We start from the raw sequence: 23,795 nt of genomic DNA, 5'->3' as shown, positions 1-23,795 counted from the left end.
AGGTTAGTCCGTTCAGCCGGCGTGCCGGTGCACAGCGACCGGTGAGCTGTCGATGACCTCGATCACTTCGCCGTCGATGTACTCGCCGCGGCCGCGGTAGCGCTCATCGTGGTTGATGTAGATCACCTGGGTCGGGAAGTCCATCGGCGTGAGCCGACGGCCGAACACGGCGTTCGCAACCGGCCGCACGGCGCGCCGGGTGAACGGCACCAGCATGAGTGCCCCGAGCACCGAGCTGGCGAGCCCGGGCACGACGACCAGAACCGTGCCGAGAGCGACCAGCAGGCTGTCGGTGGCCAGCGTCGGGTCGGCCGATCGCGCGCTCAGCGCCTCGGACAGCCTGCTGAAATGCCGGGTGATCTGCGTACCGGCGATGGCCAGGCCGGCAGCAAAAGTGGCCAACAGCGCCAGCAACGTCCAAGCCACACCGATGGTCGAGGCCAGGGCTGCCAGCACCGCGACCTCGACCAAGGCATAAACCAGAAATAGTCGCATCGCCATGCCCTGGACAACGCCGGAACGCCGGAATTGGTTCCTAGCCGCCCGGAAGCGGCTCGACCTCGATGGCCGCGTGCACCTTTTCCACACCGCCGCGGATGATGGCCTGCGGAATCCACCACCAGGCGTGCCACCAGTAGCGCCTGGTCACCATGTCGAAGACGCGCTTGGTCTCGGACTTCGGCAGGTTGCGGGCGATGGCCTCGACCGGTTCGCCCTTGACCTTCCCCAGCGCGCCGCACTTCTGGATGGTCACGCGCGGCGTGTTCTTGATCCGCTTGGTCTTCCACGAGCCGTCGTCGGTGCTGATCAGCAGCTTGCCCTCGTGGGGCACGCCCCAGACCGGTGTCGGCTTGGGCCGGCCGTCCTTCGTGAAGGTGGTCAGCAGCAGGTACTTCTCGCGGTACACGTCTTCGAACGTCGGAGCCATGCTTCTAGAAGACCACGGTTTCGTTGCCGTGGCGCAGGATCCGGTCCTGGCAGTGCCACAGAACCGCCCGGGACAGCACCGCCCGCTCCACATCGGCGCCGAGGCGCACCAACTCCTCGACGCTGTGCGTGTGGTCGACGCGTACGACGTCCTGCTCGATGATCGGGCCCTCGTCCAGGTCCTCGGTCACGTAGTGCGCGGTGGCGCCGACGAGCTTCACGCCACGCTCCTTGGCCCGCCGGTACGGCGTGGCGCCGACGAACGCCGGCAGGAACGAATGGTGGATGTTTATCAGCGGACAGCCGATGGCCTCGAGGAACTCGGGGGTGATGATCTGCATGTAGCGGGCCAGCACCACCAGGTCGACGTTGCCCTTGAGCAGCTCCAGCTGACGCTGTTCGGCCTGCTCCCGGATATCGCGACTGGCCGGGATGTGCACGAACGGCACCCCGAACGCCCGGACCTGCTCGGCGAGGTCGGCGTGATTGGAGATCACCATCACCACGGTCATGTCGAGTTCGCCGCGGCGGTTGCGCCACAGCAGATCGAGCAGGCAGTGGTCGGCGGTCGACGCCATGATCGCCACGCGCTTGGGTCTGGAGGCGTCGGTGAACCGGTAGTCCATGTCGAATTCGTCTGCCACTGCCTGGAATTCGCGCTCCAGATCGGGCTGGGCGGCGGCCAGCCCGGGCAGATGGAAGACGGTGCGCTGCAGGAAGACGCCGTCTTCCGGAGCCGTCGAGTGCTGGTCCAGCGAGATGATGTTGGCGCCCGAGCGGGTCAGGAACGTCGACACCGCGGCGATGACGCCGCGACGGTCCGGGCAGTTCAGCAGCAGCCGGCCGATGTCCTTGTGGCGCGGCAGCTTTGGCGCGCCGGCGGGGAATTGAGTCACTACGCGGCCCGGAGCTCCAGCGCGACATTGTTCTCCATGCCGCCGCGCAGCTTGGAGAAGAAGTTGAACGCCTTGCCGATCAACCCGTAGCGCTTGCCGATGCCGTCGTAGACGGCGCCCAGCTGCGACTTGTCCAAGATGGCCGCCGTGGCCTCGACGGCCTCGCTCTTCGGGTTGCCGCGCATGTCGCACTTGGCGACCGTCACGCGCGGGGTGTTCCGGATGCGCTTCACCTTCCAGGCCTTGGCCTCGGAGATGACCAGCATCCGGTCACCGTCCGGTACCGCCCAGACCGCGGTGGGCTTGGGCCGGCCGTCCTTGGTGAAGGTGGTCAGCAGGATGTAATTCGCGGTGGCGACATCGGCGAAGGTGAGGGCCATGGCGATCAGGTTAGTCCGGCGTGGTGCGCCCAGCGCTCTGAGATGGTCTCGCCGGCTGCGAAACGCGTGGCGGGCCACAGCTGTCACACGCGGCCACGGGTTAGGCCAGTCCCGAATGCAACCACACGGCGATTCCACGGCCGATTTTCCGCCACCCAGTTGCGTTCGATCACTGCGTCAATGTCGATCGCCGCTCTTGTCGGTGGCCAGTCGTAGCGTCCGGTACAAACCGATCAGGAGGCCGGCCGAATGAAAATCCTCGTAGCGACAGCCCTTACTCAAGGTGTTCGCGGAAACGACTACAACTACTGCGTCCCAGGGGAACTCGTGTGGGTTCAGGACCCATGCGACCGTGACCGTCTCGACCCTGAAGGCGGATGCGGATGCGGCCGGGGTTTTGCCGGTCTTGCATCACATCGCGCCACCACCACTGCTCAGGTCGTGGATGCGGACATGACCCGAGAAGAACTGGTCCTCGCAATGCGGACCAGCCTCACGGACGGCGGATGGCCGCCCCACTGGGCTGAAGAGATCGCCGACGAGAACCTCGCCATGGCTGCAGCATTTGCGACCGGGACAGTCATCGAACGTCGACTCGAGGAGTTCTGGCCGCGGACCGCGTGATCACCCGGCCTTCCCCCACACCGAGGAATACGTGACCGCTGACACACAACCCGCGCAAGCGCTACGTCTCGTCGTGCGGCAGGTGCGGCGCGGTCGGGATCGGCGGCTGTGGAATCACCGGGTAGTCACCGGTGTATCCGACACGCTGCGCCGCGATCGCCAGGACCTTGCCCCGCACCGCATACCAGCCACCGATCAGCAACGGGAACAGCAAGATGATGGCGATCAGATTCCAGTAGTTCTCGTAGCACATCAGCGCGGTGACGGCGACGAGGAACAGCAACGTCGCGTAGCTGGTGTACGGCGTACCGGGCAACCGGAAGCTGGGCCGCTGCAGGATGCCCTTGGCTGCCCAGCGGTACAGCTGAATCTGGCAGGCGACGATCATGCCCCACGTGAAGATGATGCCCAGCGCCGACAGGTCGAGGGCGATGTTGAACGCATCCTCGGGTACGAACAGGTTGAGGATGACGCCCAACAGGGTGAGCGCGGCGGTCAGCGCGATCCCGCCGAACGGCACGCCGTTGCGGTTCATCTTCGCGGTGAACCCGGGGCCGCTGCCGTTCATCGCCATCGAGCGCAGCACGCGGCCGGTCGAGTACAAGCCCGCGTTGAGGCTGGACATCGCGGCGGTGAGCACCACCATGTTCATGATGCCACCGGCCGCGGGAACGCCGATCTTCGAAAAGAATGTCACGAAGGGACTTTCGCCCTTGTGGTACGCCGTGTAGGGCAGCAGCAGCGCCAGCACCACCAACGAACCGACATAGAAGATTCCGATACGCGCGACCACGGAGTTGATCGCCCGCGGCATCACCTTGGCGGGCTCTGCGGTCTCCCCGGCGGCGATGCCGACGAGTTCGACTGCGGCGTAAGCGAAGATGACGCCGGAGGTGACGATCACCAACGAGAACAGGCCGGTCGGGAAGAGTCCGCCGTTGTCGGCGATCACACCGAATCCGGTTGTCTGGCCCGCTATTTCGAAGCGGCCGCCGAGGAATACGACACCGACCACCAAGAATGTGACCAGCGCGGCGACCTTGATGATCGAGGCCCAGAATTCCATTTCACCGAACAGCTTCACCGAGATCATGTTGAGGGTCACCACGATCCCCAGCGCGATGAGTGCGATCAACCATTGCGGTATCGCCTTGAACATGCCCCAGTAGTGCATGTACAGCGCAACCGCGGTGACATCGACGATCGCGGTGGCCGCCCAGTTGAAGAAGTAGAGCCATCCGGTGACGAAAGCTGTTTTCTCACCGAAGAATTCGCGCGCGTATGACACGAATGAGCCGGAGGAGGGCCGGTGCAGCACAAGTTCACCGAGGGCCCGCAGGATGAAGAAGACGAAGACGCCACAGAAGGCATACACCAGGAACAGGCCCGGGCCGGCCGAGTGCAGTCGGCTGCCCGCGCCCATGAACAAACCAGTGCCGATGGCACCACCGATGGCGATCATCTGGATCTGACGCGGCTTGAGGGCCTTGTGATATCCCTCTTCTTCGTGCGCCAGCGCCGAATTGTCGTAACTCGTTGATTCAGTGGTCATTCGGTTCCCGTCGGCGTCGGATGGACCCAGTTGCGCGGGGTTACATCGATGTCGTCCGCACGAGAGGTCGGCCCGATACCGCCCTCAGACTCCTGCGCTCAGCCCCACACAAAAACCCTAAGTCGGATGCTCCGCACGCGTCGGCTCAGACGGTAAACACTGTGTGAACCATGAATTTCAGCGACGCGACCGCGCCGGCCACCGTCGGCGGCGGGGCCGCGGCGGCGCAACGTCTCGCATTATCTTCGCGACGATGGCGACAAACTCGGCGCACGAGCCATAGCGCGCAGACGGATCTTTCGCGAGTGCTTTTGCGAACACCGAATTCAACGCGGTGGGCAACCAGGAGCGGCGTGAGGTGAGCGTCGGCACCTCGTCGTGCAGGTGGGCGTACGTGATGGCGAACGTGGTGGGGCGTGGATACGGCGGCAGACCGGTCAACCACTCGAACATGGTGCACGCCAACGCATATACATCCGTTTGCGGCAACAACTGTTGAGCGGTGAGGAGTTCCGGCGCCGCGTAGGCAATCGACCCACGGACCCGGCCATTGCGGGCCAGCGGTTTTGCCTCGTCCAACAACTGCGCGATGCCGAAGTCGGTCAGGAACGCCGAGCGCCGATCGGAGCTCAGTAATATGTTGGCGGGCTTGACATCCCGATGTATCACGTCCATTTGATGCGCATAGTCCAGGGCCGAGCCGATCTGCGTCGATACCCGAACGACCGCATCCACATCCGGCTCCTCGTCCGGTCCGGGAATCAACACCGTCGACTCGGGGCCATCGACGTACTGCATGGACAGCCACAGCCGGGAGGGTTGCGCACCATCTTCGTCTGCCCCACCGCCGCCGGCCCGCAGCTCTCCGTGCTCGTACATCGCCACGATATGCGGGTGCCGCAGCCGGGAGGCGATGCTGAACTCCCGCTCGAGCCGCCAGGCCACCCGGTCATCGGCATCCTGGTTGTGAAATATCTTCAGCGCCACCGGAACCGGCTCGGCGGGCCGGCGAGCCCGATACACGTCAGCGCTGCTGCCGGTGCCGACGCGGCTTTCGATGACGTAACCGGCGACCACCGCACCGATCTCGAACACCGGGCCAGGATAACTGCGAGCGCCGGATTTCTCCGGCCAAGGAGCTCCCAGCTAGCCCTCCAGCTCCCCCTCGGTCTCCAGCAGCACCTGCTTGAGCCCGTCGAGGGTCTCGGACTCCGGCTCGGCCCACATGCCGCGGCCCGCCGCCTCCAGGAGCCGCTCGGCCATGCCGTGCAGCGCCCACGGATTGGACTCGCTCATGAACTTGCGGTTCTCGGGGTCCAGGACGTAGCTCTGCGTCAGCTGCTCGTACATCCAGTCGGCCATGACGCCGGCGGTGGCGTCGTACCCGAAGAGGTAGTCGACGGTGGCCGCCATCTCGAAGGCGCCCTTGTAGCCGTGCCGGCGCATGGCCGTCATCCAGCGCGGGTTGACGACGCGGGCCCGGAACACGCGTGTGGTCTCTTCCGAGAGTGTGCGGGTGCGGACGGCGTCGGGCCGGGTGTTGTCGCCGATGTAGGCGGCGGGGTCCTTGCCGGTCAGCGCGCGGACGGTCGCGACCATGCCGCCGTGGTACTGGAAGTAGTCGTCGGAGTCGGCGATGTCGTGCTCGCGGGTGTCGGTGTTCTTGGCCGCCACCGAGATTCGCCGGTAGGCCCGGTTCATGTCGTCGGTGGCCGGGGCGCCGTCGAGGCCGCGACCGTACGCGAAGCCACCCCACGCGGTGTACACCTGGGCCAGGTCGGCGTCGTCGCGCCAGTTGCGGCTGTCGATGAGCTGCAGCAGTCCGGCGCCGTAGGTGCCCGGCTTCGAACCGAAAATCCTTGTGGTGGCGCGCCTCTGGTCGCCGTGGTCGGCGATGTCGACCTGCGAGTGGGCGCGGACGTAGTTGTCCTCGGCCGGCTCGTCGAGCCCGGCGACCAGCTGGACGGCGTCGTCGAGCATGGTCACCACGTGCGGGAAGGCATCCCGGAAGAAGCCGGAGATGCGGACCGTGACGTCGATGCGCGGGCGGCCCAGTTCGGCCAACGCGATCGGCTCCAGTCCGACCACGCGCCGTGACGCGTCGTCCCAGATGGGCCGAACACCCAGCAGCGCAAGCACTTCGGCGATGTCGTCACCCGCGGTGCGCATGGCCGAGGTGCCCCACACCGAGAGCCCGACGGACTCGGGCCACCGCCCGTAGTCGGCGCGGTACCGCTCCAGCAGCGAATCCGCCATCGCCACACCGGTTTCCCACGCCAGCTTCGACGGGACGGCCTTGGGGTCGACCGAGTAGAAGTTGCGTCCCGTGGGCAGCACGTTGACCAGGCCGCGCAGCGGCGATCCCGACGGCCCGGCCGCGATGAAGCCGCCACCGAGGGCGTGCAGGATCTGGTCGATCTCGCGGCTGGTCGCGCGCAGCCGCGGCACCACCTCGGTGGCGGCGAACCGCAGCACCTTGGCGACCTCGGCGTTGTCGGTGATGCCGTCGACGGTGGCAGCGTCCCAGCCCGACTTCTGCAGAGCCGCAACCAGTTCGCGGGCCTGGCCTTCGGCGGCGTCGACGGCCTCGCGCTCGGCAGATCCGTCTTCAGCGAGCCCCAGGGCTTCACGCAGACCCGGCACGGACTGCTCGCCGCCGAACAACTGGCGGGCCCGCAGGATGGCCAGCACCAGGTCCAGTTCGGCCTCACCATCGGGCGCCTGGCCCAGGATGTGCAGACCGTCGCGGATCTGGACGTCCTTGATCTCGCACAGCCAGCCGTCGACGTGCAGCAGCATGTCGTCGAACACGTCCTCGTCCGGCCGGTCCTCGAGTCCCAGGTCGTGGTCCATCTTGGCGGCGCGCATCAACGTCCAGATCTGCTGACGGATGGCCGGCAGCTTGCCGGGATCGAGCGCCGAGATGGTCGAGTGCTCGTCGAGCAGTTGTTCCAGGCGGGCGATGTCGCCGTACGTCTCGGCGCGGGCCATCGGCGGGATCAGGTGGTCGACCAGGACGGCATGCGCCCGGCGCTTGGCCTGCGTGCCCTCACCCGGATCGTTGACCAGGAAGGGATAGACCAGCGGCAGGTCGCCGAGCGCGGCGTCGGTGCCACATGCGGCGGACATGCCGAGGGTCTTGCCGGGCAGCCATTCCAGGTTGCCGTGCTTGCCCAGGTGGATCATCACGTCGGCGCCGAAGTGCTTGTTGATCCAGTGATAGGCGGCCAGGTAGTGGTGGCTCGGCGGCAGGTCGGGGTCGTGGTAGATCGCGACGGGGTTCTCCCCGAAGCCGCGGGGCGGCTGGACGATGAGCACGATGTTGTCGGAAACCATTGCGGCGATGACGATCTCACCGTCGGGGTCCTGTGAGCGGTCGACGAACAGGTCGCCCGGCGCCTCGCCCCAGTGTTCGGTGACGGCATCGGTGAGTTCGGCGGGCAGCGTGGCGAACCAGGCCCGGTAGTCCTTGGCGGAGACGCGCACCGGGTTGGCTTCGAGCGCTTCGGTGCTGAGCCAGTCGGGGTCCTGGCCGCCCTTTTCGATCATGGCGTGGATCAGGGCGTCACCGTCGCCGGCGTCGACGCCGGGGATGTCGCCGATGCGGTAGCCGGCGTCGCGCATGGCGCGCAGCAGCGCGACGGCGCTGGCCGGGGTGTCGAGGCCGACGGCGTTGCCGATGCGGGCGTGCTTGGTCGGGTACGCCGAGAACACCAGCGCGACGCGCTTGTCGGCCGGGGCGATGTGCTTCAGCCGGGCATGCCGGACGGCCAGCCGCGCCACGCGCTCGCAGCGCTCGGGATCGGCGACATACGAGATCAGGCCTTCGCTGTCGATCTCCTTGAACGAGAACGGCACGGTGATGATGCGGCCGTCGAACTCCGGCACCGCGACCTGCGACGCGACATCGAGCGGCGTCAGGCCGTCGTCGTTCTCGTCCCACTGCGCACGCGAGCTGGTGAGGCACAGACCCTGCAGGATCGGGATGTCGAGCGCCGCCAGGTGCGCGACGTTCCAGTTGTCGTCATCGCCGCCGGCGCTCGCGAGGGCCGGCGTCGCGCCGCCGGCCGCCAGCACCGTCGTGATGAGCGCATCGGCGGTGCCCAGCAGCTCGATGAGCTCGGGTTCGGCGGTGCGCAGCGAGGCGCAGAAGATCGGCAGCGGGCGGCCGCCGGCCTGCTCGATGGCGCCGCACAGCGCGTCGATGTAGGCGGTGTTGCCGGCGAGCTGCTGGGCGCGGTAGTAGAGCACCGCGACGGTCGGTCCCGCCGCATCCGTCTGACGGTCCAGCAGCCCCCAGCTCGGTGTGGATTCGGGCTCGCCGAAGCCGAATCCGGTCATCAGCACCGTGTCAGACAGGAACGAATGCAGATTCACCAGGTTGCTGACGCCGCCGTGCGCCAAATAGATGTGCGCCTGCAGCGCGACACCGGCCGGGACAGTCGAGTGGCTCATCAGGTCGGCGTCGGGCGTCTGCTCCCCCGACAGCACCACGGTCGGGATGCCGGTGGCGACGACGGCATCGATGTCGTCCTGCCAGGTCCGATAGCCGCCCAGCACCCGGACGATCGCCAGATCCGAACCCGCGAGGAGGTCCGCCAGTTCCCCGTCGATCAACCGGGACGGGTTGGCCCACCGGTACTCGGCGCCGCTGGCGCGAGCGGTGATCAGATCGGTGTCGGACGTCGAGAGCAGCAGTACGGTCGGCACCGACTATTCGTACCCCACCGGCGATGCCGGCTGCTCCGCGGTGTCGGACGGCGCCTCGACCAGCTGGTTTCGGCCCCCGGCTTTGGCGTCGTAGACGGCCCGGTCCGCGCGGGCCAGCAGTTCGCGGGCGAAACTGCCCGCCGCGGCCCAATCTGACCGGGACATCCCGGCGAATCCGGCCGAGGCGGTCAGCGTCGTGGACGTACCCGCTACCGGGCCCAGCCCGGCCATGCCGCTGCGCAGTTCTTCGGCTCGCCGCCTGCCGGCGCCGTCGCTGTTGTCGGGACCGCGCCACAGCGCCGCGAATTCCTCGCCACCGACGCGAGCCACGACGACGTCCTCACCCGCGGTCGCGAGCCGCAGGTACGTGCCGATCGCCCGCAACGCATCGTCGCCCGCCGGGTGGCCGTACCGGTCGTTGAAGCCCTTGAAGTCGTCGACGTCGAGCACCATCACCGCCGCGTACCGGGTCTCCACGGCCGCGTCGAGTTCGTCGAGCGCCTCGTCGAAGGACCGTCGGTTCGCCAATCCGGTCAGCGGGTCGGTTCTGGTGAGCTCGTCGAGCTTGCGCTCGTCGAGCCACGCCAGCCGCACCGATCTCTCGAGCTTGTAGGAGAACCGCATGGTCACGGCGACCATGAAGATCGCGGTGCCCACGGTGAGCAATCTGTTGCTGGTCCACGGGAACACCCACAGCTCCAGCGCCGACACCCACAGCAAGATCGCCAGGACCGAAGGGGCCAGCAGCCGGAACCGGATCTTCACGACGCACAGGCTCAGCAGCACCGCCGTGGGCATGAGATACGGGACGACGTCGTAGCCCTGCGGCAGCTGCACCACCCGCTCGTACATCTGGGCACTGGTGATGACGCCGACGGCCGCGATGTACGTGGGAGCGGAGAACCGGTAGAGCCGCGGCACCAACGCGGTCAGGGCGGCCAGCGTCGCCATCGGCATGATCCCGTAGACCAGCGTGTACACGCCGAGTGCCTGCGATTCGGGCGGCATCTTGAGCACGGTCTTGTACGACGACAGCATCGCGAGGCAGACGGCGTCCAGGCCGAGCATGATCGCGGCTCGCGAGATGCGCCCCTGCCGGTCGTACACCTTCCGGAACTCTGCTTCCTGATCCCGCGTCGGCGCGGGCTGCGGTTCGCCGGCAATGGCCGTCGAGTGACGGGGGCCGCGGTTCCTGTCGCGGCTCGCCATGGCGGGCAGCTGCGGGTCCGCGACGGCGAGCCGGTCGCGGCCGTCGCGCTTGGCCCGGTACAGGGCGGAGTCCGCGCGGCGGAGCAGTTCGACGGCGTTGATGGTGGCCGCGCCGGGTTCCGGGTCGTGCGCCAGGCCGGCCGACGCGGTGACGACGCGCCCGTCGGCGTCGTGAGCGATCGCGAGTGCGGCGATTCCGGACCGGATCTCCTCGGCGCGGGTGGCCGTCGTGGCCGGGTCGGCCGCACACCACACCGCGACGAACTCCTCACCACCGAGGCGGGCGCAGAACTCGTCCACACCGGTCAAGGAGTCGCCCAGATAGGCGCCGACGCGGCGCAGGCAGTCATCGCCGGCCAGGTGACCGTTGCGGTCGTTGAAGCCCTTGAAGTCGTCGACGTCGAGCACCAGCACGGCCAGGCCCTGGCCGGTGCGCCGTGCGGCCCGCGCCACCTCCGTGAGCTGTTCGTCGAAGTAGCGCCGGTTCGGCACTCCGGTCAGCGCGTCGGTGCGGGTGAGGCGGGCCAGCGTGCGGGCCCGCAGCCAGCCGGTTCGGGTCGACCGTTCGAGTTCGTAGGCAGCGCTGAGCGCCACGGTCACCATCCCGATCAAGGCGACGATGTCGAAGAGTTCGTTGCTCGTGGGCTCGAACGCCGAGAGCTCGGTCGCGACGATGCCGGCGAGCCCGGCGAGAATCGCCGGGGCCAGCAGCACGAAGCGGATCTGCACGACGATGAGGCTCATCAGGATCGCCACGGGCATGGCCAGCGGTACGACGTCCAGCCCGTGCCGGATGCACGCGATGCGCAGCACCATGAAGCAGGCGACGTCGATGTACACCGATGCGATGTAGAGCAACGAGGACCACCGCTGCAGTGGGCTGTGGTCTCCGCTGAGCCAGCGCAACACCATGGGCACGACGACGGCCACCAACAGGGAACGGCCCAGTGGCATCACTTCGGGCGGCACCCGCAGCAGGGTGTGGTGAAAAGCGATACCCGCGGTGATGACGATCAGCAGGACGGCCCACATCTCGTGGCGGGCCTTGCGACCCGATTGACCGAAGGTCAGTTGGAACTCGGACTCAAGGGGTTCGCTGAATCGAACCCCGTTGACCATCGCCGACCACATGGACTGCGCCTCCCCTGTCGCGACGGGCCACTTGGCCAGCAGCCTAACGTCGCGGCCTGCGCTGATCAGACCGAACCGGGGTGCGGAAAAAGCAACGGCGGGCGGGTTGCTGTGCAACCCGCCCGCCGGCGGTCTCATCTACCTCGCTGTGGTCAGCGCTGGTTGGTCTCCCACCGCTGGTACCACGTCTTGCCCTGGTAGGGCAGGCCCGCGGCCACGATGAGAGCGAAGACGCCACCAACGTACAGAGCGAAATCGGACATTGCGTCCCTCCTTAGGTCATCCGGATGCGATGTAGCAAGCGGAAGTTCGCGTTCAACGGTACGGGCCGATGCCCTGATTACAAGGGACTTGTAAGGCACGGAACAGCCCGGAAACGGCAGTGGCCCACTTCACAATTTGCGGGCACAACGTAACGTGGACAAGGTGATTCGCAGCCGTGACGACGACGCCTGCCCGGGCGCCCTGCAGGTGCACCAGGCGGCCGACGGTGACCTGGCCCGCATCCGCCTGGCCGGCGGCATGATCACTGCTGCGCAGCTGGAGGCGCTGGCCCTCGCGGCGCCCGAATTCGGTTCGCCGGCAATGGAACTCACCTCGCGCGGCAACATCCAGGTGCGCGGAATCCACGATGCCGCGGGGCTGGCCGCGGCGGTCCAGGCGGCGGGCCTGCTGCCCTCGGCCACCCACGAGCGCGTCCGCAATATCGTGGCGTCTCCGCTGTCGGGCCGCAGCGGCGGGCTGGGCGACGTCCGCGCCGTCGTGCGCGACCTGGATTCCGGCCTGCAAAACCGCCCTGACCTGGCCGAACTGCCCGGGAGGTTCTGGTTCGGCGTCGACGACGGCCGCGGTGACATCTCGGGTCTGGCGCCCGACGTGAGCACCCATCTGGTCTCTGCCGAGACGGCCGCCGTGCTGGTGGCGGGCCGCGACACCGGGGTGCGGATCGCCGCCACGCAGGCCTCGGAGACCCTGTTGAACCTGGCCCACAGCTTCCAGAACATTCGCGGGAATCGTTGGCGAACAAGCGAATTGGAGCACGCTGACGTCCTCCTGGACGCGGCCGGGCTGAACCCGACCGAGCCGGCGGGCGCGACCTGGGCGCCCGTCGACGTTCCGCCGGTCGGCTGGATCACCCAGGACGACGGCCGGATCACGTTGGGCGCTGCCGTCCCGTTGGGTGTGCTGCGGGCCCGCACCGCCGAGTTTGTGGCAGCCATCACCGCTCCCGTGGTGGTCACACCATGGCGCTCGTTACTCATCTGTGACCTCGAAGAGGGCATCGCCGACACCTCCCTGCGGGTGCTGGCCCCCATGGGGCTGATCTTCGACGAGCACTCGCCCTGGCTGTCGATCAGCTCCTGCACCGGCAGCCCGGGGTGCGCCAAGTCACTGACCGACGTGCGCAGTGACGCGGCCGCCGCGGCGGAGTCGGGCGAGCCCGGCGGCCGCCGGCATTTCGTCGGCTGCGAGCGCGCGTGCGGCAGCCCGTCCGTCGGCGAGGTGCTGGTGGCGACCAACTCGGGGTACGAACCGCGCCACCCGTAGGGTTATCGCGTGCTCGACTACGTCCGCGACGCTGCGGAGATCTACCGACAGTCGTTCGCGACCATCCGCGCCGAGGCGGATCTGGCGCGATTTCCCGACGACGTCTCGCGCGTCGTCGTCCGTCTGATCCACACCTGCGGCCAGGTCGACGTCACCGAGCACGTCGCCTACACCGACGACGTGGTGACCCGCACGCATGCGGCGCTGGCCGCCGGGGCGCCGATCCTGTGCGATTCGTCGATGGTGGCTGCGGGCATCACGCGCTCACGCCTGCCCGCGAACAACGACGTGGTGTCGCTGGTCGCCGACCCGGGCGCGCCCGCGATGGCCGCGAAGCTCGGCAGCACCCGGTCCGCGGCGGCCGTCGATCTGTGGGCCGACCGGCTCGGGGGCGCCGTGCTGGCCATCGGCAACGCGCCGACGGCCTTGTTCCGGTTGCTCGAGCTGCTGGACGAGGGCGCGCCAGTGCCCGCCGCGGTGCTGGGCGGCCCCGTGGGCTTCGTCGGCTCGGCGCAGTCGAAGGACGAACTGATCGCGCGACCGCGCGGCATGGACTATCTGGTGGTGACGGGGCGGCGTGGCGGTAGTGCCATGGCGGCCGCCGCGGTGAACGCGATTGCGAGTGAACGCGAGTGAGGCTCGCCGAACGAGCAGAAGGTGGACGATGACAACGGGAACTCTCTTCGGCGTCGGCCTCGGTCCGGGCGACCCGGAATTGGTGACGGTCAAGGCCGCGCGCGTGATCGGCGAGGCCGACGTGGTGGCGTACCACAGTGCGCGCCACGGCCACAGCATCGCGCGCCGCATCGCCGAGCCGTATCTGCGCGCCGGCCAGATCGAGGAGCACCTCGTCTACCCGGTGACGACCGAGACCACGTCGCATCCGGGCGGGTACGACGGCGCCATCGAGGACTTCTACGCCGAGGCCGCCGAGCGGATCGCCACCCACCTGGCCGCGGGCCGCAACGTGGCGCTGCTGGCCGAGGGCGACCCGCTGTTCTACAGCTCCTACATGCACATGCACACGCGGCTCACCGAGCGGTTCCACGCCGTCATCGTGCCGGGCGTGACGTCCGTCAGCGCCGCGTCGGCGGCCATCTCGACGCCGCTGGTGCAGGGCGAGCAGGTGCTCACCATCCTGCCCGGCACGCTGCCGGCCGGCGAGCTGCAACGCCGCCTCGCCGACACCGACGCCGCCGTCGTGATGAAGTTGGGCCGCTCGTACCCGGCTGTGCGGCAGGCGCTTTCGTCGGCCGGACGGCTGGACGAGGCGTTCTACGTCGAGCGCGCGAGCACCGAGGCGCAGCGGGTGCTGCCGGCCGCCGACGTCGACGAGACGACGGTGCCGTACTTCTCCATCGCGATCCTTCCGGGCGGACAACGTGCGGTCCGCACCGGCGGCAGTGTTGTCGTGGTCGGCCTGGGCCCGGGCGATCCGGATTGGACGACGACCCAGACCCGCCGCGAACTGGCGGCCGCGACCGACCTGATCGGCTACGGGCCGTACCTGGACCGCGTCCCGGATCGTCCCGGCCAGCAGCGGCACCCGAGCGACAACACCGACGAACGTGCCCGCGCCGAACTGGCCTGCAGGCTGGCCCAGCAGGGCCGGACCGTCGCCGTGGTGTCCTCCGGTGACCCCGGCGTGTTCGCGATGGCGACCGCGGTGCTCGAGGAGGCCCAGCAGTGGCCTGGCGTCCAGGTCCGGGTGGTCCCGGCGATGACCGCCGCGCAGGCCGTGGCCAGCCGCGTCGGTGCCCCGCTCGGCCATGACTACGTGGTGATCTCGCTGTCCGACCGGCTCAAGCCCTGGGACATCATCGCCCAGCGCGTCACCGCGGCCGCCCGCGCCGACTTCGTGCTCGCGATCTACAACCCGGCCTCGAAGACCCGCACCTGGCAGGTGGCCGCGATGCAGGATCTGCTGCTGGAGTACCGCGACCCGAACACCCCGGTGATCATCGGTCGCGACGTGGCCGGGCCGAACGAAACCGTGCGCGTGGTGCGCCTGGCCGACCTCAAGCCGGCCGAGATCGACATGCGCTGCCTGCTGATCGTCGGCTCGTCGCAGACGGTGTGGCACAGCACTCCCGAGGGCGACCGGGTGTTCACCCCGCGGTATTACCCCCACTGATTCGATTGGGCCACTAGGGTTTCCGGACATGAGCGAAAGCCCTCGAGTCACGCGCCTGGTCATGTACAAGCACGGCATGGCGCTGGTCGAACGCAGTGGCCCGGTCGACGGTGATTTCGCCCTGACGTTCCGCCACGCCCAGATGAAGGACGTGCTCAAGTCGCTGTCGGTGGTGGGTACCGGTACCGACCTGGCGGTCGGCGCGGTCTCGTTCGACACCCCCACCGACCCGCACAGCCAACTGGGTGGCCGCGGGGTGCAGATCGAGTCCGGCAATGCGCTGCGCGGACTGTTCGACGGCCTGCGCGGCCGCACCGTCGAAGTCGACTGCGGCGCCACGCGCCATCGGGGCGAGGTGATCGGCGTCGACGAATCGGCGAAGTACCGCCAGGTGCTGGTCCTGCGCACCGACGCGGGGTCGGTCAGCCTGATCGAACTGGCCGACGTCGCTGCCGTCACGCTGGCGGAGGAACCATCGCGCGACAACCTCGAATACCTGCTGGACCGGTCCCGCGCGCTGACCGCGGGCCAGAATTGCCAACTGGGCGTACAGGTTCGGGGCAGCGGGACCGTCCAGGTGTCCTACGTGGTGCCGGCACCGCTGTGGCGGCTGTCGTACCGTCTGGTGCGCGCTGGTGACGGCCTGGTGTTGACCGCGATGGGCATCGTGCACAACCCCGTCGACGAGGACCTCACCGACATCGCGTTGACGCTGACCACCGGCGAACCGGTCTCCTTCGACATCGACCTGTACGAGAGCAAGCACGCGTACCGGGAGGTCGTCGAGGAAAGCCGCCGCGGTGCGGTGCCCGTGGCCGCCGCCGCGAAAACCCGGTCGCCGGCTGAGGTCTCGGCGGCGATGGCGATGCCCGCACCTGCCGGCGCCGGGTTTTTCGATGCGTATGCCGATGCCGTCGACGATGTCGAAACCGCCGACCGCGGTGAGTATTTCGAGTACCGGCTGAGTACCCCGGTGTCACTCAAGCGCGGCGGCGCATCGATGATTCCCCTGGCGGTACAGGCCGTGGACGGCGTCCGGCGCGAACTGGTCTGGACCGGCCATGACCGCTCCCCCGAGATCGTCCTCGTCTTCACCAACACCGCGGGCATCGTGCTCGAGGAAGGCCCCGCCGTCATCTACGAGCAGGACGCCTACGCCGGCGAAGCGATGGTGCCCTTCACCGCCCGCGACGCGAAGGTGCGGCTGCCGTTCGCGAAAGACCTTGCGGTGCGGTGCCGGCACACCTCGGCCGTCAGCGACGTCACCGCCCGCGTGCGCCTGGCCCGCGCCGCGCTGGTCCACGAGCAGCGGCGCGAGCGACTCCATACCCTGCGGGTCGAGAACGACCATGCCGAACCGGTCGAGGTGATCTTCGAGATCGTCCGTTTTCAGGGACGCCGCGTGGAAGCGCGGGACAACGTCACCGCGATCGCCGACGACGGGACCAACCACCGGATCACGGTCACCGCGGCCGGCCACGGCGCCGTCGAAGCCACGGTGCTGGAAAGCTGGCCGCTGTCCAGCGAGATCGACTACGAGCACCTCGCGCCTGGTCAGCTCGAAGAATGGCTGGCCGACCGGTCCCTCGACGCCGCCACCATCACCGCGCTCGGCGATGTCCTGGACAAGTGGGCGACCGCCGAGCGGCTGGAGTCGGGCGCCGAGCAGGTCGAGGCCGCGCGCTCGGGTGACTACGAAGCGCAGAGCCGAATCTCCGAGCAGCTCAACGTCCTCGGCACCGACGGCCCCGAAGGCGAGCTACGGCACCGGCTCATCGTGGACCTCGAGGCGCTGCGGGACCGCAGCACCGCGCAGGGCGAGAAGGTCCGTCAGCTCCGCGACGACGCGGAAGCGCACCGGCGGGCCGCCTGGGACGAACTCCAGCGGCTCATCGACGCGCCCTGACCCACGCTTCGGCTTCGTCGACGGTGGCGGCAGTCGCCACGCCGCCGGGCAGCACCGGCCGGTCCACCATGATCACCGGAACATTCAGCGCCGCAGCGGCATCCAGCTTCGCGCGCGTCATGCCGCCACCGCTGTTCTTCGTGACCAGGGCATCGATGCGGTGGTCACGCAGCAGCGCCAGCTCGTTGTCGTAGTCGTACGGGCCGCGGGACAACAGGATGCGGTGGTGCGGCGGCAGTGTATCGGTGTCCGGGGGCGTGACGGCACGGATCAGGAACCAGGCGTCCGACGCGCGGAAGGCCGTCGTGCCCGAACGTCCCGTGGTGAGGAAGACCCGTTGGTAGCCGCGGTCTTCGACGGTCTGCGCGGCCCGCCGGTCGTCGGCGACAACGATGGCGTCACCGTGCGGCCACGCCGGCCGCGCCAGGACCAGGTGCGGCAGTTGCAGGCCGGCGCAGGCCCGGGCGGCATTGGCGGTGATGGTGGCGGCGAACGGGTGCGTGGCGTCGACGACGGCGGTGATCTCGTTGTCCTGCAGGTAGGTTCGCAGGCCATCGACGCCGCCGAAGCCGCCGATCCGCACCGGACCCACGGGTAGCGCCGGGTCGGGGACGCGACCGGCCAGGGAACTGATCAGCTCGATGCCGGGGTGCAGCCGCTTGGCCAATGCCCGCGCCTCCGACGTCCCGCCCAGGAGCAGAAGCTTCACCGGCCACCTTCCCAGTGCCCGCGACACGGACGTTCCGCCCGCGACACGCCGTCGGCGGCGTGCCGAACGTCTACCTCGCGGGTTGTTGCCAGTGGCGGCTCCGCCATCAATGTGTCGCCCCGCGGCGCCGGCCGCTCGAATACAGGTAACTGTCGGTGAAGCCCTGGGCACCCAGCGCGTCGCCGACGAAGATCACCGCGGTCTTGGTGATGCCCGCCGCTTTGGTCCGCTCGGCCAGCTCGGAAAGGGTGCAGGTGATGACCTGCTCGCTCGGCCAACTGACAAAAGCCACCACCGCGCAGGGGGTTTCGGGGCAGTACCCACCCTCGAGCAGCTGGGGGACGATGTTGTCGATCTGCGCCGCCGCCAGGTGCAGCACCAACGTGGCGCCGGGCTTGGACAGCGACACCAAATCCTCGCCGTGCGGCATCGCGGTCGACAGCGTCGCGACCCGGGACAGGGTGACGGTCTGGGCCACGCCGGGCACCGTCAGCTCTCGCCCGAGTGCCGCGGCGGCAGCGGCGAAAGCCGGTACGCCGGGCACGATTTCGTAGTCGATACCGAGCTCGTCCAGCCGGCGGCATTGTTCGGCCACCGCGCTGTAGATCGACGGATCCCCCGAGTGCAGGCGCGCCACGTCGAGTCCGGCTTCGTGTGCGGCGACCAGCTCGCCGATGATCTGCTCCAGGTTGAGCGGACCGGTGTCGACGATCCGTGCGTCGGGCGGGCATTCCGCCAGCAGGTCGTCGGGCATGATCGAGCCGGCGTACAGACAGACCCGACACGACCGCAGCAGCCGCTGCCCGCGCACGGTGATGAGATCGGCGGCGCCGGGTCCCGCGCCGATGAAGTACACCGTCATTTCTTGACCACCGTCCACTGGGTTATCGGCAATGCCGGGCGCCAACCGGTGAAGCCACCGAGCGGTTCGCCGTGATAGTGCTGGAAGCGGCGCAGTTCGCCGCCCAGTTTCGAATAGAGCTGCACCACAAAGGCTTCCGACTCTGCCGTCACCGCGTTGGCGACCATCCGGCCGCCGGATTCGAGCGCGTCGAAGCAGGCGTCGAACAGCCCCGGTTGGGTCAGGCCACCACCGATGAAGATGGTGTCCGGGCCGGCCACATCCTGGAATCCTTCCGGCGCCGCGCCGCGCACGTCCACGGTGACGCCGAACTTGGTGACGTTGTTGGCGATCCGCTCGCGGCGCACCTCGTCGCGCTCGAACGCGACGGCCCGGCCGCCCGATGCGCGACACCATTCGATCGCGATGCTGCCCGACCCCGAGCCGATGTCCCACAGCACGCGGCCGGGGCGCGGCTGCAACGCGGTCAGCGCCAGCGCCCGAATGGTCTGTTTGGTGATCTGCCCGTCGTGGTCGAAGGCCGTGTCCGCCACGACCGTCCCGATGCGCAGGTCGGGTGCGTACCGCACGGCAATGACATTGAGTGCGTCGACGTGCGGGTCACTGGCGTCCCACTCCGCGGCCGTCATCGTGGTGACACGTTCGGCCGGGCCGCCGAGCTGTTCCAAAACCGTGAACTCCGATTGGCCACGACGGGTTTCGGTGAGCAGCCGGGCCAACGCTCGCGGCGTGTCGGCTCCTTTGGACAACACCACCGCGCGACCACCGGGGCGGATGGCGGTGTGCGGTGCGGCGTTGACGAGGCTGATCACCTCGGTGTCTTGCACACTCCAGCCCAGTCGCGCGCACGCCAGCGTCACCGAGGACACGTGCGGCAGCACCGTCACACGGTCCCGGCCGAACAGCCGGATGAGGGTTGCGCCGATGCCGTGCAGCATCGGGTCGCCGGACGCCACGACGTGCACGTCCCCCAGCCCGTCGAACAACGTGGGCAGGGCCGCCAGCATCGGCGACGGCCAGGCCCGCCGCTCGGCGGTGACGTCGGCGTCCAGCAGGTCCAGCTGTCGCGGACCGCCGAAAATCACTGTCGCGCTGTGTAGTTCGCCCCGGGCGGCCTGGCCCAGTCCGGCCATCCCGTCGGCGCCGATGCCGACGACGGTGATCTTGCCTTCGTTCCCGGTCATCGGTGCCCTCTGCTCTTCGCGCAAGCGCTCATCGCGGCATCTTCCGCCAGATGGCGTTCGGCACAAAACGAGTCGCGAAGATCAGCGGGCGGATACCCCACGGCACCCAGACCGCGGCCTTGCCCTTGCGCAGCGCCGTCGCGACAGCTTCGGCGACCTGCGCGGGCGTGCTCGACATCGGTGCCGGGTCCATGCCCTCGGTCATCCGGCCGATCACGAAGCCGGGTCGCACGATGAGCAACTGGATGCCGGTGCCGTGCAGCGCGTCGGCCAGCCCGCACGCGAAGCCGTCCAGGCCCGCCTTGGCCGAACCGTAGACGTAGTTGGCCCGGCGGACCCGCGCGCCGGCGATCGACGAGAACACCACCAGCCGTCCCCGGCCGGCGGCGCGCATGCGCTGCGTCAGCAGCGTCAGCAGGTTCACGTGGGCCACGTAGTCGGTGTGGACGACGGCCACCGCGTGCGCGGCATCGTCCTCGGCCCGGGCCTGGTCACCGAGGACGCCGAAGGCCAGGACCGCGGTACCGATGGGCCCGTGCCCGGCTTCGATCGCGCTGACCAGCGCGGCATGCGAGGCCAGGTCGTCGGCGTCGAACTCGCAGGTGTGGACCTCCGCAGCGCCGGCCGTGCGCACCGCCTGCACCTCGTCCACCAGTTGATCGGCCCGGCGCGCGGCCAGCACCACCGTGTTGCCCGGCGCCAGCCGGATGGCCAGTTCCAGGCCGATCTCACTGCGGCCGCCGAAGACGACGACCACCTCGCCGCCGGTATCCGCCGTGTCGTTCACGGCTGCGATTATCACCTGCGCTACTTTTGGTGATGATGGCGAAGGCAACGACACGGCTCACCAGTGACGCGCTGGCATTCCTCACCGAGCGTCATCTGGCGATGCTGACCACCCTGCGGTCGGACAATTCCCCGCACGTGGTGGCGGTCGGTTTCACCTTCGACCCGAAGACCCACATCGCGCGCGTCATCACCACCGGCGGGTCCCAGAAGGCCCTCAACGCCGCCCAGCGCGGTGTCGCCGTGCTGAGCCAGGTCGACGGTGCCCGGTGGCTGTCCCTCGAAGGCAAGTCGACCGTCAGCAACGACGCCGACGACGTCCGCGACGCCGAACTGCGCTACGCCCAGCGCTACCGCACCCCGCGGGTGAACCCGCGGCGCGTGGTGATCGAGGTCCGCATCGAACGCGTCCTCGGCTCCAGCGAGCTGCTGGACCGCGGCGAGGCGTAGTCCGCTTTTCAGTCTCGGCTCCGGAGACCTGCCGATTGTGGTGACGGTCCGACGCCCAGCGCAATCGCTCTGATTTCAACGGTTCCGGGTGACACGTGTGCAGGTGCCGCAGCGGATGCGGCACCGCCGGCGCGACGTGGTGTCGTGCCGTTGAGCGTCAGTGACGCTGTATCACCTTGCGGGACTGTCACTTTCGCCACCCTCGTCTCCGCTCTCCGCCGGGTAGAGCGTCGGATGCCAGTAGTGGTTGGTTCTTGGCTGGCCCACATCTAAGAGTGGTGGTGGGGTCCAGTGGATGCGGCCGTCGGGGCCCATGGTGGTGGTCCAGCCGCCGGTGTCGGCCAGGCGATTGTGGGGCCCGCAGGCCAGGGTGAGGTTGGTGATGTCGGTGGGTCCGTCATCGCGCCAGTTGGTGTTGACGTGATGGGCCTGAGAGCGCGATGCGGGGGCGGTGCAGTTGGGTTTGGTGCAGCCCAGGTCGCGGGCGAACAAAGCGAAACGTTGGGCGACAGTGGCGGTACGACGTGCTCGGCCCATGTACAGCGGTTGTTCGGTGTGGTCGTCAAAGACGACGAGGTAGTGGTCGGCTCCGGCGGCGGCCATCTGAACCAGGTCTTTGACCGGGAGTTTCGTGCCGGTGTGCGTGAGCGCCATGCCGGTGCGCTTCTCGAGGTCGGTGACGGTACAGGTGCCGATCACCGCGACAGGAAATCCGTTGTGTTCGCCGAGCATGCCGGTCTTCAGGATCATGCGGCCGACCATCTTGTACGCGTCATGGCGGCGCTGGGCGGCGGTACGGGTGTCGTTGTCGATCTGTTCCTGGGTCGGTGTACCCGAGATGCAGGGCACGGCGTCGGCGGGGTTGCACATGCCGGGGGCGGCCCATTTGTCGTAGATCGCATCCCAGTAAGCACGGGTCTCGGCGTCGATGGTGCCGCTGACCTCGGAGGTGCCATCGGAGCGCTGCTTGCCATGGTTGATGGCGCGTTTCGGGTCGGGTTCAGAGTCGTCAGGCTCGGGCCCGTCCTGATCCAGCCGATACAACAGATCAGCAGCGACTTTGCGGAGGTCCTCGGGGGTTTTGATTCGGGCATCGGCCACCAGATCCGCCTCACACTGGGCGAGAGTGACCGGGTCGGCCGCCCACAACGGCAACTTCCCGAAAAACCAGGTGATCACCTGCACATGCTCACCGTTGATCGCACCCTCACCGAGCGCGGCGGCGACCAGCTCCCACACCGGACCCAACGGCTCCCCGGTGATCGCTGACCGCGGGCCCAGATTATCCGTATCGCGGACCCGGCGGCGGGCCTCCTCCCGACTGATCCGCAACCGCACATGCAACACCTCAGGCCAATCCTTGGCCCCGATCCCCTTGGCCGCGGCCTGGGTCTGTGCCGCCGCCAGAATCTGGTGATCGACCGCCTCGGCCGCGCACTTAAGGGTTTCGCGGCGCGACTGCACCTCCAACAGCGTCCGCACGTCCAGGCCGGTGTAGTCGAGATTGTTGACCGCCACGACCGCGTCCTCGAGCGCCGCGTAGGCGGTCAGGACAGCGGCACGACCGGAAGGCATATTCGAACAATAGTTCGACTCGCCGACAATTCGGTGTGACGAAAGAGACCCTAGTTGCCCAGCGTGACCAGCGCAAACAAAGTGACCAAAGTTTTTTGGCGCACGACGACTCAGGACAAGAGCAACCTGATTGTTCGGCCAGCACTCGGTCGGCGAGATGTCCGCAGACGCGACACCGAGACTGCAGCCATCAGCAAAACCGACCACCAGACGGCCACGGTCCACAACTGCGACAACTATTCGTCATAAGATGCTCAGCGTCCCCAGACCGGCAGGAGCATCGATGGCACGCGGCACTCCGCTGGAAGACAGCGCACGCGCAGGCTCACCGCCCACCGACCGCGTCGTCAGCATCATCGAACTCCTGGCGCAGCAGTCCGAACCGAGTTCGGTGGCCTCCATCGCGTCCCGACTCGACCTCAACCGAGCGACCGTCACCTCGATCCTGCTGGCGCTGGAGCGCGCGGGTTGGGTTGTGCGCCTTGCCGATCGGAGTTACACGCTCGGACCGGGCATGCTCGGTGTCGCCGAGGCCGTGCGCAATGCCCTGCCCCTGCCGGACAACCACACCGAGGTCCTGCAGGACCTGGCACATGCCACCAAGTGTGGCGTGTCGCTGGCCATGGTCGGCACCGCCGAGATGACGTTCGTCAGCGTGGTGCGCGGCGTCGGCCACATCCCGGGCGGTGTGAGTGTCGGCGTCCGCCTACCGTTGACGCCGCCGGCCGGTGCGACGGTGATCGCGCGCCGCGACGCGGCGAGCCAACAACAGTGGCTGGCCGGGGCAGCACAGGAGCAGCGCGCCGAGTTCGGCAACCTGCTCGACCAACTCCGCAGGGACGGCGTCGCGATATTCAATTTCGGCGATTCCAGCCCCGAGGTGCTGGGCGTACTGGGCGATGTCGCCGAACTGCTCTCCGAGCACCCCCGGCGCAGTGCGCTCCGGCAGCGCGTTTTCGAGACACTGGTCAGCCTCGGCGGTAAGCCTTACAGCACAGCGCAGCTCGAGTCCCCCGAGCCATTGGCCGTGAGCTATCTGAGCACCGCCGTGGACAACGCGGCCGGCCATCCCGCCTACGAGATACAGCTCGGGCCGCTGGATCCGTCGGTGAGCGCCGCCGATCGCGCGCGGTACATCCACGAATTGCGCTCGGCCGCAGCAAAGCTCAGCCAGCACTAGTCATCACCACTGCGCCACCCGCCGGTCAACCG

The 23,795-nt window shown here is 68.3% G+C and carries 20 protein-coding genes; 7 read left to right on the top strand and 13 right to left on the bottom strand.

Going from position 1 to position 23,795, the window contains the following annotated elements:
- Positions 1 to 12 precede the first annotated feature (12 nt).
- The 4 genes from ACJH6I_RS16515 to ACJH6I_RS16500 are packed head-to-tail and all read right to left on the bottom strand — an operon-like array spanning position 13 to position 2,203.
- Positions 13 to 501, bottom strand: coding sequence for an FxsA family protein (locus tag ACJH6I_RS16515; protein WP_318986291.1), 489 nt, complete (start codon positions 499 to 501; stop codon positions 13 to 15).
- A 34-nt stretch (positions 502 to 535) separates the two neighbouring features.
- Positions 536 to 928, bottom strand: a complete 393-nt coding sequence (locus ACJH6I_RS16510; RefSeq protein WP_064859104.1) for a PPOX class F420-dependent oxidoreductase — start codon at positions 926 to 928, stop codon at positions 536 to 538.
- 4 nt (positions 929 to 932) lie between these two features.
- Complete coding sequence (gene purU, locus ACJH6I_RS16505; protein WP_318986290.1) at positions 933 to 1,823, bottom strand: formyltetrahydrofolate deformylase; 891 nt, start codon at positions 1,821 to 1,823, stop codon at positions 933 to 935.
- Entirely contained in the window at positions 1,823 to 2,203 is a 381-nt protein-coding gene (locus ACJH6I_RS16500) for a PPOX class F420-dependent oxidoreductase (RefSeq protein ID WP_318986289.1), read from the bottom strand. The genes purU and ACJH6I_RS16500 overlap by 1 nt, the downstream gene beginning before the upstream one ends.
- A 453-nt stretch (positions 2,204 to 2,656) precedes the next feature.
- Between ACJH6I_RS16500 and ACJH6I_RS16495 the strand changes: the two genes are divergently transcribed.
- On the top strand, positions 2,657 to 2,827 hold the full coding sequence (locus tag ACJH6I_RS16495; RefSeq protein WP_318986288.1) for a hypothetical protein: 171 nt from the start codon (positions 2,657 to 2,659) through the stop codon (positions 2,825 to 2,827).
- 61 nt (positions 2,828 to 2,888) lie between these two features.
- Here ACJH6I_RS16495 and ACJH6I_RS16490 read toward each other — a convergent pair whose 3' ends face one another.
- The 4 genes from ACJH6I_RS16490 to ACJH6I_RS16475 form a co-directional block, all read right to left on the bottom strand.
- On the bottom strand, positions 2,889 to 4,379 hold the full coding sequence (locus ACJH6I_RS16490; protein WP_406775199.1) for an amino acid permease: 1,491 nt from the start codon (positions 4,377 to 4,379) through the stop codon (positions 2,889 to 2,891).
- A gap of 177 nt (positions 4,380 to 4,556) precedes the next feature.
- The gene (locus tag ACJH6I_RS16485) at positions 4,557 to 5,474 is read right to left on the bottom strand and encodes a serine/threonine-protein kinase (protein ID WP_406784297.1); all 918 of its coding nucleotides are present in this window, start codon (positions 5,472 to 5,474) and stop codon (positions 4,557 to 4,559) included.
- Positions 5,475 to 5,525: 51 nt separating this feature from the next.
- Entirely contained in the window at positions 5,526 to 9,089 is a 3,564-nt protein-coding gene (gene cobN, locus ACJH6I_RS16480) for a cobaltochelatase subunit CobN (RefSeq protein WP_406784296.1), read from the bottom strand.
- Positions 9,090 to 9,092: 3 nt separating this feature from the next.
- Complete coding sequence (locus tag ACJH6I_RS16475) at positions 9,093 to 11,567, bottom strand: diguanylate cyclase (RefSeq protein ID WP_406784295.1); 2,475 nt, start codon at positions 11,565 to 11,567, stop codon at positions 9,093 to 9,095.
- A gap of 288 nt (positions 11,568 to 11,855) precedes the next feature.
- Here ACJH6I_RS16475 and cobG point away from each other — a divergent pair, with 288 nt between their 5' ends.
- From cobG to ACJH6I_RS16455, 4 genes are read left to right on the top strand one after another with little or no spacing between them, the layout of a single operon-like run.
- Positions 11,856 to 12,977 carry a precorrin-3B synthase gene (cobG, locus tag ACJH6I_RS16470; protein WP_318986178.1) on the top strand — a complete coding sequence of 374 codons (1,122 nt, stop codon included), beginning with the start codon at positions 11,856 to 11,858 and terminating at the stop codon, positions 12,975 to 12,977.
- 9 nt (positions 12,978 to 12,986) lie between these two features.
- Complete coding sequence (locus ACJH6I_RS16465; protein WP_212813894.1) at positions 12,987 to 13,613, top strand: precorrin-8X methylmutase; 627 nt, start codon at positions 12,987 to 12,989, stop codon at positions 13,611 to 13,613.
- Between the two features lie 28 nt (positions 13,614 to 13,641).
- Positions 13,642 to 15,111 (top strand): precorrin-2 C(20)-methyltransferase, encoded by a 1,470-nt coding sequence (locus ACJH6I_RS16460; RefSeq protein WP_318986177.1) that lies wholly within the window; start codon positions 13,642 to 13,644, stop codon positions 15,109 to 15,111.
- Positions 15,112 to 15,139: 28 nt separating this feature from the next.
- The gene (locus ACJH6I_RS16455) at positions 15,140 to 17,017 is read left to right on the top strand and encodes a hypothetical protein (RefSeq protein ID WP_318986176.1); all 1,878 of its coding nucleotides are present in this window, start codon (positions 15,140 to 15,142) and stop codon (positions 17,015 to 17,017) included.
- On the opposite strand, the gene ACJH6I_RS16450 is transcribed toward ACJH6I_RS16455, so the two are convergent.
- The 4 genes from ACJH6I_RS16450 to ACJH6I_RS16435 all read right to left on the bottom strand — a co-directional run bounded on the left by ACJH6I_RS16450 (position 17,001) and on the right by ACJH6I_RS16435 (position 20,559).
- Complete coding sequence (locus ACJH6I_RS16450; RefSeq protein WP_318986175.1) at positions 17,001 to 17,726, bottom strand: cobalt-precorrin-6A reductase; 726 nt, start codon at positions 17,724 to 17,726, stop codon at positions 17,001 to 17,003. The two genes, ACJH6I_RS16455 and ACJH6I_RS16450, sit on opposite strands and share 17 nt — an antisense overlap.
- Before the next feature lie 106 nt (positions 17,727 to 17,832).
- Positions 17,833 to 18,588 (bottom strand): precorrin-4 C(11)-methyltransferase, encoded by a 756-nt coding sequence (cobM, locus tag ACJH6I_RS16445; RefSeq protein WP_212813887.1) that lies wholly within the window; start codon positions 18,586 to 18,588, stop codon positions 17,833 to 17,835.
- On the bottom strand, positions 18,585 to 19,772 hold the full coding sequence (gene cbiE / locus ACJH6I_RS16440; protein WP_318986174.1) for a precorrin-6y C5,15-methyltransferase (decarboxylating) subunit CbiE: 1,188 nt from the start codon (positions 19,770 to 19,772) through the stop codon (positions 18,585 to 18,587). The genes cobM and cbiE overlap by 4 nt, the downstream gene beginning before the upstream one ends.
- Before the next feature lie 28 nt (positions 19,773 to 19,800).
- Complete coding sequence (locus ACJH6I_RS16435; protein WP_318986173.1) at positions 19,801 to 20,559, bottom strand: SDR family NAD(P)-dependent oxidoreductase; 759 nt, start codon at positions 20,557 to 20,559, stop codon at positions 19,801 to 19,803.
- A 32-nt stretch (positions 20,560 to 20,591) separates the two neighbouring features.
- On the opposite strand from ACJH6I_RS16435, the gene ACJH6I_RS16430 reads away from it, so the two are divergent.
- Positions 20,592 to 21,008: a F420-dependent biliverdin reductase gene (locus ACJH6I_RS16430; protein ID WP_020103170.1), complete on the top strand. Its 417-nt coding sequence runs from the start codon at positions 20,592 to 20,594 to the stop codon at positions 21,006 to 21,008.
- 171 nt (positions 21,009 to 21,179) lie between these two features.
- Here the strand turns inward: ACJH6I_RS16430 and ACJH6I_RS16425 are convergent, their stop codons facing one another.
- Positions 21,180 to 22,583 (bottom strand): DUF222 domain-containing protein, encoded by a 1,404-nt coding sequence (locus tag ACJH6I_RS16425; RefSeq protein WP_318986172.1) that lies wholly within the window; start codon positions 22,581 to 22,583, stop codon positions 21,180 to 21,182.
- A gap of 283 nt (positions 22,584 to 22,866) precedes the next feature.
- Here ACJH6I_RS16425 and ACJH6I_RS16420 point away from each other — a divergent pair, with 283 nt between their 5' ends.
- Positions 22,867 to 23,763, top strand: a complete 897-nt coding sequence (locus ACJH6I_RS16420) for a helix-turn-helix domain-containing protein (RefSeq protein WP_318986171.1) — start codon at positions 22,867 to 22,869, stop codon at positions 23,761 to 23,763.
- Positions 23,764 to 23,795: the final 32 nt, after the last annotated feature.

The sequence above is a fragment of the Mycobacterium sp. SMC-13 genome, from assembly GCF_045311035.1.
In the GTDB taxonomy this organism is placed as follows: domain Bacteria; phylum Actinomycetota; class Actinomycetes; order Mycobacteriales; family Mycobacteriaceae; genus Mycobacterium.
Note: the sequence above shows the minus strand (reverse complement) of the source record. Positions and strands in the feature narration are given on the sequence as shown.